Source organism: Azonexus sp. R2A61, from assembly GCF_021401135.1.
In the GTDB taxonomy this organism is placed as follows: domain Bacteria; phylum Pseudomonadota; class Gammaproteobacteria; order Burkholderiales; family Rhodocyclaceae; genus Azonexus.
The window spans coordinates 187,981-200,576 of record NZ_JACBFO010000001.1 but is presented as its reverse complement, the minus strand read 5'-3'; the positions used below and the strand labels follow the sequence as shown (position 1 = coordinate 200,576).

Genomic DNA, 12,596 nt, shown 5'->3' with positions numbered 1-12,596 from the left:
TATGCGAAGTGACCCAATGAGTATTTTTTTCTTCGGTATTGAACCCCATTCTCCCCATTTGGAAACGCAACTCGAGTTGATGGAGGAGCATTTGGCGGCGGGGGATGAGGTAATTTATTTATCTTGTGATCGAGCATTGAATTATTGCGATGCAAATCCAGAAAATGACTGGCTCTTTTGCGCCGGTTGTGTCGGTAAACGAAAAAAGGCACTTGGAATGTTGTCCCGGCCGGTGAAGATCTTGCCTCTTTCTGAATTGCTGGAAAGAGTAGATCTTGCCGAATTTTCTCCAGAGTATTCGTCAGTTGATGAGTTGCGACAGTTGACCCACGACGGTTTTGATTACGGGGAGGCCGTTGCCTCGTCGTTATTTAGTTATGCAGTCACTTTTTATCCTGATTTGGAAAAATATCGGAGATATATCGATCGTTCGATACGCTCTTCTGTTTCGATCTATTTTGGGTTAACTCGTTTTTTTGCCAAGCATCCGCCACAACTTGCTTATGCTTACAACGGCAGGGGCTCCAGTGGAAGGGGCTTTGTTCGGGCATGTCAGAATCATTCAATTTCATTTTTTACCCATGAGCGTGGCTCTTCGATCGATTCCTATGTGCTCATAAAGAACACAATTATTCACAACGTAGATTACTGCAATCAAGCAGTAATTGATCACTGGCAGAATAATCCCGATGTAGAAGCAAAGGGAAAACTGGCAGCGGAGTTTTATAGCCGCATGCGCAAAGGCCGCTTGACCTACAGTCAGGCCAATTATTTGAAAGACCAGTTGCAAGGCAGGGTGCCTGATATATGGCTTGAGCGCTCACCGCGCTATGTCTTCTTTACGTCCACCGAGACAGAGATGTCGGCGTTGGATGGTTTTTTTAAGAAGCGCATTTATCCCTCATTGGTCGATACCTTGACCCGCATCGTCGCTGATTTGCAGAAAGCCGGTTTTCAGGGGGTTCTCCTGATCAGAATGCATCCCAACAGTTTTGGTGAATACGAGACCTTGAAGCCGCGCCTTGAACCATTGCTGGCGACCGGATTCGTCCATATTGTTCCACCGCGGGAAAGTGCCGATACCTATGCCTTGATGGACTCGGCGGACAAGGTGCTGACAACTTATTCGACCGCCGGGATCGAGGCGGCCTATGCCGGTAAGCCAAGTATTTCGCTCGAGCGCTCTTTCTATGATTTGCTGGGGTCGGTGTATGCACCGGATTCGCATGAAGAGGTAATGGATTTATTGCTTAACCCTTTGCTTCCTAAGGATAAGTTAGGAGCCATCATGTATGGCTACTACACGTTGACCTTTGGCCAGAAATTTCGCTACGTCTCGATGAAAGGGCAGACCAAGTGTTCTTTTCGAGGTAAAAAAGTGCGCTCGCCGAAGTGGGTCGATTGGGCGATCAAGATTCGCAAGAAATTCAAACAGAATTAAAGATTGGGGCAAGACATGAGTACGGTACTTGTAACGGGCGCTGACGGTTTTATCGGCTCCCATTTGACTGAGTATCTGGTGCGCCAAGGGCATCAGGTGAAGGCCTTTGTTCTCTACAATTCTTTCGGTTCCTGGGGGTGGCTGGACCATTGCGCACCAGATGTGCGGGGGAATTTTGAAGTGTTTGCCGGCGATGTCAGGGATCCGCATGGCGTCAGGACGGCAATGCAAGGGTGCGACAACGTTTTGCATCTGGCTGCCTTGATTGCCATTCCTTACTCTTACCATTCGCCAGATACTTATGTCGATGTGAACGTCAAGGGAACGTTGAACATCGTTCAGGCTGCCCGAGACTTGGGCGTGTCCAAGGTGGTTCATACCTCGACCAGTGAAGTGTACGGGACAGCACGTTTTGTTCCGATTACCGAAGAGCACCCACTGCAAGGACAATCGCCCTACTCGGCTTCAAAAATTGGTGCCGATCAGATTGCCTTGTCTTTCCATGCCTCTTTCGGAACACCGGTTGCCGTATTGCGTCCCTTTAATACCTATGGCCCTCGCCAGTCAGCCCGGGCAGTGATCCCGACGGTGATAACCCAGATTGCTGCCGGCAAGAAGCAGATCAAGCTCGGTGCGTTGCACCCGACACGCGATTTCTCATACGTCGGTGACACCGTTCGCGGTTTTGTCGCTGCGATGGAGTCGACCGCAGCAATTGGTACAGTGACCAACGTCGGTAGCGGGTTCGAGATATCGATCGCCGATACGGTTCGCTTGATTGCTGCAGTGATGGGCCAAGAGGTGGAAATCGTCTGTGACGATCAGCGCATTCGCCCGGAAAACAGCGAAGTCGAACGGTTGTTCGCCAGTTATTCCAAAGCCCGGGAAAAACTCTGCTGGGAGCCGGAACTAGGTGGTCTGGACGGTTTCCAGAAAGGCTTGGAGAAGACTGCCGCGTGGTTTTCCGATCCGGCAAACCTGGCGCGTTACAAGATCGATTTGTACAACCTATGAGCCCGTTCGTCGAAAGTGTCGTCGCAGCGGTGCGCGGCGTGGTCGGCCAGGGGCCGGTCGCGTTGCACGAACCCGCGTTTCAGGGCAACGAGTGGGCGTATGTCAAGGAGTGTCTGGATACCGGCTGGGTTTCTTCGGTCGGAAAGTTTGTCGACCGCTTTGAACATGACCTCGCCAGCTACACCGGCGCCGGTTATGCCGTTGCTGTAGTCAATGGCACTGCAGCACTTCAGGTTGCCTTGACCGTCAGCGGTGTCCGTGCAGGAGATGAAGTCCTGGTTCCCGCGATGAGTTTTGTGGCAACAGCCAATGCCGTCTGGCACGCCGGTGCGCAACCTCATTTCGTCGATAGTGATGAAAATACGCTCGGCATGTCCATGCCGGCACTTGAAGCGCATTTGGACGAGGTTGTCGAAATGCGTGAGGGCAAGGCTTTTAATCGGCATACTGGTCGCCGTCTGGCGGCTGTTGTTCCGATGCATACTTTCGGCCATCCGGTCGATCTGTCATCGCTGGCCGCCATTGCCGACCGTTATGGATTGGCTGTCGTGGAGGATGCAGCCGAATCTTTGGGAAGCTATTTTGATGGTCGTCATACGGGCACCTTCGGTCGTTGCGGGGTGTTGAGCTTTAATGGCAACAAGATCATCACCACTGGCGGTGGTGGCGCCATCCTGACCGATGACGCTGAGCTTGCGCGTCGTGCAAAGCACTTGACGACAACGGCAAAAGCGCCGCATCGCTGGTCTTTTTCCCATGATGAAATTGCCTTCAACTATCGCTTACCGAATTTGAACGCAGCACTTGGATGCGCGCAGCTTGAGCAGGTGGGCGCCTTTCTGGCGGGAAAGCGTCGTCTGGCCGAGCGTTACGAAACGGCTTTTGCCGATTTGTCCGGGGTCACCTTCGTCAAGGAGCGGGCAGGCACGCAGGCAAATTATTGGCTGCAGACCTTGCTGCTGGACGTCGACCACGCCGTTTATCGAGACGATCTGCTTGCGGCGCTGAATGACGCGGGGTTCATGAGTCGCCCCGTTTGGGATTTGCTATCCGGGCTTCCGCCTTATCGCGAATCGCCTGCTGCGGCCTTGTCGGTTGCTCAATCATTGGCTGAGCGCATCGTCAATATTCCTAGCAGTCCCGGGTTGGCTGATGGCTGAAACCATCATTCTGGTCGGTGCTGGCGGGCATGCGCGTGCTTGTATTGATGTCATCGAACAGGGTGGGCAATACGCTATCCGGGGTTTGGTGGACAACTCGCCAACGCTGCGTGGCGAGCGGATATTTGGCTATCCCGTGCTCGGCAGCGATGCCGATTTGCCGTCATTGCTGGCTGATTGCCGCAGGGTGCTGATCTGCGTCGGACAAATCGAAACGCCGACAATCAGACGTCGACTATTCGAGTACTTGTGCGAGCAAGGTGCTGAGTTGCCTTGCATCGTTTCCCCATATGCCGCGCTGTCACCCCACGCGACGTTGTCGCAGGGGGTGATGGTCGGGCATGGCGCGATCGTGCATGCGGGGGCGTCGGTGGGGGGGAACACGATCATCAACAGCCGGGCTTTGGTGGAGCATGATGCAACCATCGGCGCTCACTGCCACGTGGCGACAGGTGCATTGATCAATGGCAATGTGGTGGTTGAGGACGAATGTTTTATTGGTAGTGGCGCAATCCTGCGAGAGGGAATCCGGATCGGTGCGGGTAGCTTCATCGCAGCCGGGAGTCTCGTTGTCAGGGATTGTCTGCCTGGTACAAAGATCAGGAGAGCAGCATGAGATCGACCTACATCATTGCCGAGGCTGGCGTAAACCATAATGGCGATTTAGCGCTGGCGCTCAGAATGATTGAGGCAGCTGCTCAGGCGGGGGCTGATGCGGTGAAATTTCAGACTTTCGATGCAACTCGTCTGGTTAGCCGCTATGCGCCAAAGGCCAATTACCAGTTGGCAACGACCGATGTCGAAGAGACGCAGTTGGAGATGCTCAAGAAGCTTCAGCTGAATGAAGCAGAGCATCAGCAACTGGTCGAGCACTGCAAGGCATGCGGGATAGCCTTTCTTTCGTCGCCGTTTGACGAGCAAAGCCTGGAGTATCTGCTGGGGCTCGATATGCCACTGATCAAGGTGCCATCCGGCGAAATCACCAATCGGGCTTTCCTGCATAAAATCGGATGCTCGGGTAAGCCGGTTGTTCTGTCGACCGGAATGGCAACTTTGGGAGAGGTTGAGGCAGCGCTTTCGGTTCTGCTGGAGGCTGGAATGTCGAGAGAGCATGTGACGATCCTGCATTGCAATACCGAATATCCAACGCCTGTTTCTGACGTCAATCTGCGTGCGATGAATACGCTGGCGACCGTATTTGATGTTGCTGTTGGCTATTCCGATCATACCGAAGGCATTGAGGTGTCGATAGCTGCCGTTGCCCGTGGAGCCAGGATTATCGAAAAACACTTCACCCTTGATCGCACTTTGCCTGGTCCGGATCATCAGGCGAGTCTGTTGCCAGACGAACTGGCATCGATGGTTCGCGCAATCAGAAATATCGAGTTTGCGCTTGGCTCTCCGGTCAAGCAGCCCTCCGAGAGTGAGAGAAAGAATGCGCCGATCGCCCGCAAATCGCTGGTGGCGGTTGCACCGATTGCAAAAGGAGAGATTTATACACGAGACAATCTCTGTGCGAAACGACCGGGTACCGGGATTAGTCCAATGCGCCTTGAAGAGGTGTTGGGAAGGCCAGCGCCGCGGAGTTTTGCGGCTGACGAGTTGATCGAGCTGTGACGGTGTCGCGTCGTATCTGTGTGGTAACCGGAACACGAGCCGAGTATGGCTTGCTGCGTTGCCTGTTGGCTGATCTCTCGGCGCAGCCCGGTGTGACATTGCAGATCATCGCGGCGGCAATGCATCTGGCGCCGGAATTCGGGCTGACTTGCCAGGAAATCGAAGCAGATGGGTATGTACTCGATCGAAAGATAGAAATGCTGCTGGCGTCGGATAGCGGTATCGGTATGGCCAAGAGCACGGGGGTTGGCATGCTCGGGTTTGCCGATGCCTTTGGCGCACTTCAACCTGATCTTGTTGTACTGCTCGGCGACCGGTTTGAAGTACTGGCTGCTGCATCGACAGCTCTTTTGATGAGGTTGCCGATCGCACACATACACGGCGGAGAATTGACCGAGGGCGCAGTCGATGATGCCATTCGGCATGCGGTCAGCAAGATGGCCGCAGTACATTTTGTTGCTGCCGAACCATATAGAAATCGTCTGATACAAATGGGGGAAATGCCGGAGCGAGTCCACTGCGTCGGAGGACTGGGGGTTGATGCCATTTTGCGAACTCCGTTGCTTGAACGTGAGGCGTTGGAGGCCAGTCTGGGTTTCTCGTTTGGGAAGCGCAATCTGCTCGTGACTTTTCATCCGGCAACGGCGGAAGATGGGGATCCACTGAACCAATGCGAACAGCTTTTGGCTGCCATGGATAGCGTCCCTGACTGCCATTTCATCGTCACTCTGCCGAACGCGGACGCTGGCGGCCGGGCGATTGCCGAGCGCTTACTTGCCTATGGCCGGGAAAACCCGATGCGAGTTGGCGTATTTGCCTCGCTGGGCGCGAAACGCTATTTGTCGTGCCTGGCTTTGGTGGATGGCGTGATTGGAAATTCTTCCAGCGGGCTTCTGGAGGCGCCAACTTTCGGTATTGGTACTGTAAATATCGGTAACCGTCAAAAAGGGCGCTTGAAAGCCTCCAGCGTGATCGATTGCGCGCCTGAGCAGCATGCGATTGAAGCTGCGATTGCGAAAATCCTTTCGGAAAGCTTCCGCAACGGATTGACAGAGATTTACAATCCTTACGGCGATGGCGGAGCAGCAAGACGTATCGCCGAAATTTTGGTTTCTGTCCCGCTTGAGGCATTGCGCGGTAAGACTTTCTGTGATTCGCCCCTTTTTTAGAAAATGTTATGGAACATTGGGAAAGTCTTCTCATTGCCCCGGACACTTGCATTGCTGACGCTATTCGGGTGATTGATGCGGGTTCGGCGAGAATTACCTTGGTTGTTGATGATAAACGTCGCTTGCTGGGTACCGTAACCGATGGAGATGTACGTCGTGCTCTGATTCGTCAAGTTACTTTGGATAAACCAGTCTCTCTGATCATGAATCCTAATCCCAAAACCTTGCGACGTGAAATGGATAGGGAGCAAGTACTGGCCTTGTTTCGTGACAACGATCTTCTTCAGGCTCCAGTCGTCGATGAATCTGGCTACCTGCTTGGGGTTGAATCTTACCGAGATCTGTTGAAAGTCCCCTTGCGTGAAAATTGGGTTTTCCTGATGGCTGGAGGATTTGGCAAGCGTTTACGACCGCTTACCGATGATTGTCCAAAGCCGATGTTATCCCTGGGAGGAAAACCGATTTTGGAGTCAATTATTGATCGCTTCGTTGCTGCGGGCTTTTATAAATTTTATATTTCAGTCCATTATCTTGCAAATCGGGTAAAGGAGCATTTCGGAGATGGGAGTCGGTTTGGTGTAAACATTCGCTACATCGAGGAAGATGAGCCTTTGGGAACAGGGGGGGCATTAGCGCTTCTGCCGGAGGTTGGCGATCTGCCTATTGTCATGATGAATGGTGACATCTTGACGCATTTGGATTTCAGGAGCCTTTTGGCTCTCCATCTCGAACGACAAAGTGACATGACTGTTTGTGTTCGTGAATATGACTACCAGGTTCCGTTTGGCGTCATGCAGATGCAGGGGGACGAAGTCGTGGATATCGTAGAAAAGCCGGTTCATTCTTTTTTCGTCAATGCTGGCATATACGTTCTGTCTCCCGATGCTGTCGCTAGTGTCGAACAAGGGCACCCATGCGACATGCCGGATTTGATTCGTTCGCGAATTGCACAGCGAAAGAGAGTTGGTATTTTCCCCGTGCATGAATATTGGCTTGATATCGGTCGTTTGGATGACTTTGAACGAGCCCAAAATGAATTTTTTTTGAAGCACTGACCCATGGACATTATCCGTTACCCCCAGCCCATCGACTTTTCGTCTTTTACTAAAGACGCTTGTTCGGCTCAGCCACTTTATGGCCTGCCGGAAGAGGTCAAATTCTGCAAGAGCTGCGTTATTTCCAACCAGAGACCGAATTCTGCCGTTGAATACAAGCACACTAAAGAATCAAAAAAGAAAACGATCAATTTTGATGACAAAGGTGTTTGCGATGCCTGCAATTTTGCTGAGCGCAAAAAGAAGGTCATTGATTGGGCCGCACGAGAAAAGCAACTGCGAGAGCTTTGCGATAAACATCGCAAGAATGATGGAAGCTATGACTGCATCGTCCCGGGCTCGGGTGGTAAAGACAGTTTCTATGCTTCGCATATATTGAAGACAAAGTACGGCATGCATCCGTTGACCGTAACTTGGGCACCCCATGTTTACACCGAATGGGGGTGGAAAAATTTTCAGTCATGGATTCATGCCGGCCATGATAATTACTTGATGACTCCGAATGGAAGAGTCCATCGCTTACTGACACGTCTCTCGACCGAGTTGTTGTTTCATCCGTTTCAGGCATTCATGTTTGGACAGAAGTCACTGGCGCCTAAAATGGCTCTGTTATTCAATATTCCCTTGGTGTTTTATGGGGAAAATGAGGCCGAATACGGAAATCCGATTGGTGATACGGACAGTGCGCAGCGTGATTGGGCCTACTTTAGTGCAGAAGATCAGTCGAAGATTTTCCTCGGTGGGGTTTCTGTCAGTGATTTGAAATCACAGTTTGGGGTTGATCAAAATGATCTGCAGCCTTATTTGCCCGCAGACCCGGATCAATTGGCGTCAAAGAATGTTGAAGTTCATTATCTTGGCTATTATCTTAAGTGGCATCCGCAGAGTTGCTATTACTATGCGGTTGAGCATGGCGGGTTTCAGGCTTCGCCTGAGAGGACTCCTGGGACCTATAGCAAGTACAATAGCATTGATGATCGAATTGATGATTTTCACTACTACACGACAGGCATCAAGTTTGGAATAGGGCGTGCCAGTTATGACGCGGCTCAGGAAATTCGTTCTGGAGATATAAACCGGGATGAAGGGTTAGCCCTGGTTAAACGTTTTGATCACGAGTTTCCAGAACGCTTTGCTGATGAAATTTTTCGCTATCTGAGTATTCCATCCACAGAGTTTCCGGAAGCCAGTCGTATGTTTGAGCAGCCAACGATGGACCGCGAATACTTTCGTCGTTTGACCGATCATTTCCGTTCTCCACACCTCTGGTATTACGAAAATGGCGAATGGAATTTACGTCATGCGGCTTGGAAACCTTGATAGCCGCAGATCATGAAAAAAGTTCGGTTGATTGCCCGTCTTGATATTAAGGGTCCGAATCTGATTAAAGGTATTCACCTTGAAGGGCTTCGGGTAATCGGGTCTCCGCAGGAATATGCACTTCGTTACTACCATCAGGGTGCAGACGAACTCATTTATATGGATTCGGTGGCAAGTTTATATGGGCGAAATAATCTCTCCGACATTGTGCAAAGTGCTGCTCGGAACGTATTTGTGCCGATGACAGTTGGTGGTGGAGTTCGCTCGGTGGAAGATGCGAGTCACTTACTGCGGTGTGGCGCCGATAAAGTCGCAGTCAATACGGCTGCTGTTGCGCACCCGACTCTCGTAACCGATATTGCCCGGCGTTTTGGTAGCCAATGTATGGTTCTATCAATCGAGGCCAAGCAGGTCCAACCCGGACGTTGGGAAGCCTATACTGATAACGGTCGAGAGCGAACAGGGCTGAATGTAGTGGATTGGGCGAAGAAAGGGGTTGCTCTGGGGGCAGGGGAAATTCTGCTGACTTCTGTTGATCGAGAAGGGACGCGCAAGGGGTTTGATCTTGACCTCCTGGCAGCGGTTTCGTCGGAGGTGAGTGTTCCCGTTATCGCAAGTGGGGGAATGGGAAAGCCTGAAGATGTGCTTGGCGCGGTCCACACTGGATCAGTTGACGCAATCGCGATGGCTGACATTCTTCACTACGGGCGGGCTACCTTGGACGATGTGCGCCAGGTGGCCAGAAAAGCAGGTATAGAGGTCCGGCGCTATGCGGTGTGATGTCGCGGTGATCGATTACGGCATTGGCAATCTCTTCAGCGTGCAGCGAGCCCTGGAGCATTGCGGTGCAAATGTGCTGTTGACCTGTGATCCCGAGTTGATCAAGGCCGCACCCCGTGTGCTGCTCCCGGGGGTCGGCGCTTTTGCTGATGGCATGGCCGAGTTACGCCAGCGAGGATTGGATGTTGTCGTTCGTGATGTTGCGCTGATGGGGACCCCTTTACTGGGAATCTGCCTTGGTATGCAACTATTGCTCGATGAGAGTGAAGAGTTTGGTGTCACTGCTGGCTTGGGATTGATTCCAGGACGGGTCCGCGCTATTCCGCCAATAACCACAAGCGGTGTGGCACAAAAGATTCCCCATATTGGCTGGAGCGAGTTGCTACCGGCAACTAACGATACGAGTTGGCATGGGACTCCGTTGGCCGATCTTGGTGTTGGGGCAGCCATGTATTTTGTTCATTCCTTCATGGCACAACCCGCTCACACGAGCCATCGGATTGCTGACTGTCTGTATGGTGGCCATCGGGTTTCTGCAGTGATTGGTCGGGATAATGTATTAGGTTGCCAGTTCCATCCCGAAAAAAGCGGGGAATTGGGACTGAATGTACTTCGCCGATTTCTTTCCTGAGTTTGTCTTGTGAGGATACTGGGACTGGTGCCGGCTCGGGGGGGGTCAAAGCGTCTTCCTGGCAAGAACGTTCGACTCCTCGGCGGAAAACCGCTTATCGCTTGGACACTGGACACGGCACATCGGAGCGATTGCTTGGTTGATGTTGTTGTGTCTACGGACGATCCAGCAATCGCTGCTGCGGCGGCTTCCTTTGGTGCGACAGTACCTGGGTTGCGTCCTCATTTTTTGGCAACCGACGAAGCAGGATCGGCCGACGTGGCGATCCACGCACTGGATGTTTGGGAGTCTGCACAAGGAGCCGTTGACGGCGTGATGCTGTTGCAACCTACTTCGCCTTTTCGCAGCATTGAAACGATTCAACGTGCAGTTGCCACCTTTGGTGACCAGGGATTTCATCCTCTCGTGGGAGTAAGTCCGGCGGAGTCGCATCCTGCCTGGTGTTTCAGCGTTGCCGAACAGGGATCCCTTCAGCCATTCCTCGCGATGGGAAATACGTTCGCAAGATCACAGGAGTTACCTGCGGCTTATGCGGTCAACGGCGCCATGTATTTGATTTCACCAAAGGATTTGCGCCGTGAAAGAAGTTTTCTGCCTGCAGGGGCTAAGGCATTGATTATGGATAATCCGGCAGAAACGCTGGATATTGATACCGCTTGGGACTGGATGATCGCCGAAGCTATCGTTGAACACCAGTTGTATCCTTCAGTCTTGCTTTGAATACTTCCAGAGTTTTCTGGGCGCATATTTTTGCCCAAGACGATAGGATGCCCAACTGCTCAGATGGTTTTCATCGCGATAGAGCGCCAGGTCATTTTCGGCTGCCATGCACCATTCGGTATTACAGAGCACGGCTACAGGATCCCAAATTGCAACGTTTGGGAAATCGTGTAGGGCTTGCATCACTAGCTGTCGATAGTCATTCTGTCTGCGTTGCGTTTCTTCTCTGGACACCGCACAAGGCGAGAGTGCGGATTGCTGCAAGGAGAAAGGCCTGGTCTGGCAGGCTTCAGGCAGAAATCCCAAATTAGGGACATCAAAAACAAACACCACCTGTTTGCCAGCCGCCTCCAGTTTTTTCAGGGTCAATTTCAGGGCTGTGCTGAAGATTTTCTTCCGATCTTCCTCAAGAGGAACTGCGCTAAGCGTGTAGCGGGCATCGTTCCAACGAGCTTCCCAAAAATTCGCCAAAACGATGGTGTGAATGTTCGGCTGTTCGACGACATACTTGAGAACGTCTTCCATTTCGGCACAATCCGAGGCTCCTGTTAGTCCCCAGAATGGCAAACATGGATAGGAATAGTAAACAAGGTTGTCTTTGGGGTAACCGTAGCGAGCTAGCCCGGGGAACAGATGTTCGGCGTGGCTATCGCCTATCAGTGCCACAGTCTGTGGCCGATTACCCGCCTCGCTCTGTCGACAGCGAACGAAACCATTGTGCCTTAGTGCCTTTGCCTCCAGTTCGGCCGGTGAGCAAGGAGGGTAATGGGTGCTCAATTCCCTGAAGAAGCTATCCTGATCCTCAATATGGGGCACTGCGAGTAGCTCGGCGTTGCGCCAGGGGATTCCTTGCCCTCTTTTGATGTATTCCGCAGCGATGGCAACTGCTAGCAACGTCACCACTAGCAGAATCGTCACTATCCGGCGCTTGTGGAAACGAAGGTGTTTTTCAATGCCGATGTAGCTCAACCAAGCTAGTGCGATACTCAGTATGACTGCCCCTAAACGAACTTCGTGGCTTGGGTTTCCGTGCTCCACAATTCTTCCGAAGGCTAGTAACGGCCAATGCCACAGGTACAGTGGATAGCTGATCAGACCTACAGCAACGAGCGGCCTGCAACCAAGAATTGCGTGGTTGAATCGCGTATTCTCACCTGCCCGAATGAGAAGAAATGCACCAACTACCGGAAGTAGTGCATACATTCCAGGGAATGCTTTGTTTTTATCGACGAACAGTAGCGCTGCCAGTAGAAGAAGTGCGCCTGACCAGGCGCAGAGTTCATCAAACCAGTTCTTGCGCGGCGACGGTGTTTGCCTATCGATCCAGGCTAGAAGCGCTCCTGCCCATAGTTCCCAGAAGCGTGTGTGGGGGCTGTAGAAGACACTGTCAGGTTGGATGTTTATCAGAGCGGCGTTTAACCCGAACGATACCGCCAGTAAAAGAGTAATCAACCATACGAGATTAATTTTGAACCGACTGGCAACGATTAACAACACTGGCCAAATAAGGTAAAACTGCTCTTCCACGCCGAGCGACCAGAGGTGAAGCAAGGGCTTGAGTTCAGCAGCGGTGTCGAAATAGCCCGCTTCCTTCTTCATCATAATGCCGCGCGCGAAAAATGCGCTGCAACAAGCGAGATAAACGATTATCTCAAGTCTTTACCAGCGCAAAACAAAATACAGCAAGGA

The 12,596-nt window shown here is 52.0% G+C and carries 12 protein-coding genes; 11 read left to right on the top strand and 1 reads right to left on the bottom strand.

What is annotated here, in order from left to right; translation table 11 throughout:
• Positions 1-16 precede the first annotated feature (16 nt).
• Genes L0962_RS01000 through L0962_RS00950 form a run of 11 tightly spaced genes read left to right on the top strand, consistent with a single transcriptional unit; the run spans position 17 to position 10,907 of the window.
• Complete coding sequence (locus L0962_RS01000; RefSeq protein WP_234082507.1) at positions 17-1,441, top strand: hypothetical protein; 1,425 nt, start codon at positions 17-19, stop codon at positions 1,439-1,441.
• Between the two features lie 15 nt (positions 1,442-1,456).
• Positions 1,457-2,455 (top strand): NAD-dependent 4,6-dehydratase LegB, encoded by a 999-nt coding sequence (locus L0962_RS00995; protein ID WP_234082504.1) that lies wholly within the window; start codon positions 1,457-1,459, stop codon positions 2,453-2,455.
• The gene (locus tag L0962_RS00990; RefSeq protein ID WP_234082502.1) at positions 2,452-3,615 is read left to right on the top strand and encodes a LegC family aminotransferase; all 1,164 of its coding nucleotides are present in this window, start codon (positions 2,452-2,454) and stop codon (positions 3,613-3,615) included. The genes L0962_RS00995 and L0962_RS00990 overlap by 4 nt, the downstream gene beginning before the upstream one ends.
• Positions 3,608-4,231: an acetyltransferase gene (locus L0962_RS00985; RefSeq protein WP_234082499.1), complete on the top strand. Its 624-nt coding sequence runs from the start codon at positions 3,608-3,610 to the stop codon at positions 4,229-4,231. The genes L0962_RS00990 and L0962_RS00985 overlap by 8 nt, the downstream gene beginning before the upstream one ends.
• Complete coding sequence (gene neuB / locus L0962_RS00980) at positions 4,228-5,232, top strand: N-acetylneuraminate synthase (protein ID WP_234082497.1); 1,005 nt, start codon at positions 4,228-4,230, stop codon at positions 5,230-5,232. Before L0962_RS00985 ends, neuB begins: the two co-directional genes overlap by 4 nt.
• Entirely contained in the window at positions 5,229-6,401 is a 1,173-nt protein-coding gene (neuC, locus tag L0962_RS00975) for a UDP-N-acetylglucosamine 2-epimerase (RefSeq protein ID WP_367398001.1), read from the top strand. Before neuB ends, neuC begins: the two co-directional genes overlap by 4 nt.
• Positions 6,402-6,409: 8 nt before the next feature.
• Positions 6,410-7,456, top strand: coding sequence for a nucleotidyltransferase family protein (locus tag L0962_RS00970; RefSeq protein ID WP_234082490.1), 1,047 nt, complete (start codon positions 6,410-6,412; stop codon positions 7,454-7,456).
• 3 nt (positions 7,457-7,459) lie between these two features.
• Positions 7,460-8,776, top strand: a complete 1,317-nt coding sequence (locus L0962_RS00965; protein WP_234082487.1) for an N-acetyl sugar amidotransferase — start codon at positions 7,460-7,462, stop codon at positions 8,774-8,776.
• A gap of 12 nt (positions 8,777-8,788) precedes the next feature.
• Positions 8,789-9,556, top strand: a complete 768-nt coding sequence (hisF, locus tag L0962_RS00960) for an imidazole glycerol phosphate synthase subunit HisF (protein WP_234082484.1) — start codon at positions 8,789-8,791, stop codon at positions 9,554-9,556.
• 7 nt (positions 9,557-9,563) lie between these two features.
• A complete protein-coding gene (gene hisH, locus L0962_RS00955; protein WP_234082468.1) occupies positions 9,564-10,187 on the top strand; it encodes an imidazole glycerol phosphate synthase subunit HisH in 624 nt (207 codons plus the stop codon).
• 9 nt (positions 10,188-10,196) lie between these two features.
• Entirely contained in the window at positions 10,197-10,907 is a 711-nt protein-coding gene (locus L0962_RS00950; RefSeq protein WP_367398000.1) for a hypothetical protein, read from the top strand.
• Here L0962_RS00950 and L0962_RS00945 read toward each other — a convergent pair.
• Complete coding sequence (locus L0962_RS00945) at positions 10,893-12,509, bottom strand: acyltransferase family protein (RefSeq protein ID WP_234082458.1); 1,617 nt, start codon at positions 12,507-12,509, stop codon at positions 10,893-10,895. The two genes, L0962_RS00950 and L0962_RS00945, sit on opposite strands and share 15 nt — an antisense overlap.
• Positions 12,510-12,596 lie beyond the last annotated feature (87 nt).

What these genes read in the sequence shown, in the direction of transcription:
- L0962_RS00945 (WP_234082458.1), bottom strand. Translation starts at nt 12,509, where the DNA reads ATGATGAAGAAGGAAGCGGGCTATTTCGACACCGCTGCTGAACTCAAG.
- L0962_RS01000 (WP_234082507.1), top strand. Translation starts at nt 17, where the DNA reads ATGAGTATTTTTTTCTTCGGTATTGAACCCCATTCTCCCCATTTGGAA.
- neuB (WP_234082497.1), top strand. Translation starts at nt 4,228, where the DNA reads ATGAGATCGACCTACATCATTGCCGAGGCTGGCGTAAACCATAATGGC.
- L0962_RS00995 (WP_234082504.1), top strand. Translation starts at nt 1,457, where the DNA reads ATGAGTACGGTACTTGTAACGGGCGCTGACGGTTTTATCGGCTCCCAT.
- hisF (WP_234082484.1), top strand. Translation starts at nt 8,789, where the DNA reads ATGAAAAAAGTTCGGTTGATTGCCCGTCTTGATATTAAGGGTCCGAAT.
- L0962_RS00990 (WP_234082502.1), top strand. Translation starts at nt 2,452, where the DNA reads ATGAGCCCGTTCGTCGAAAGTGTCGTCGCAGCGGTGCGCGGCGTGGTC.
- L0962_RS00970 (WP_234082490.1), top strand. Translation starts at nt 6,410, where the DNA reads ATGGAACATTGGGAAAGTCTTCTCATTGCCCCGGACACTTGCATTGCT.
- L0962_RS00965 (WP_234082487.1), top strand. Translation starts at nt 7,460, where the DNA reads ATGGACATTATCCGTTACCCCCAGCCCATCGACTTTTCGTCTTTTACT.
- L0962_RS00985 (WP_234082499.1), top strand. Translation starts at nt 3,608, where the DNA reads ATGGCTGAAACCATCATTCTGGTCGGTGCTGGCGGGCATGCGCGTGCT.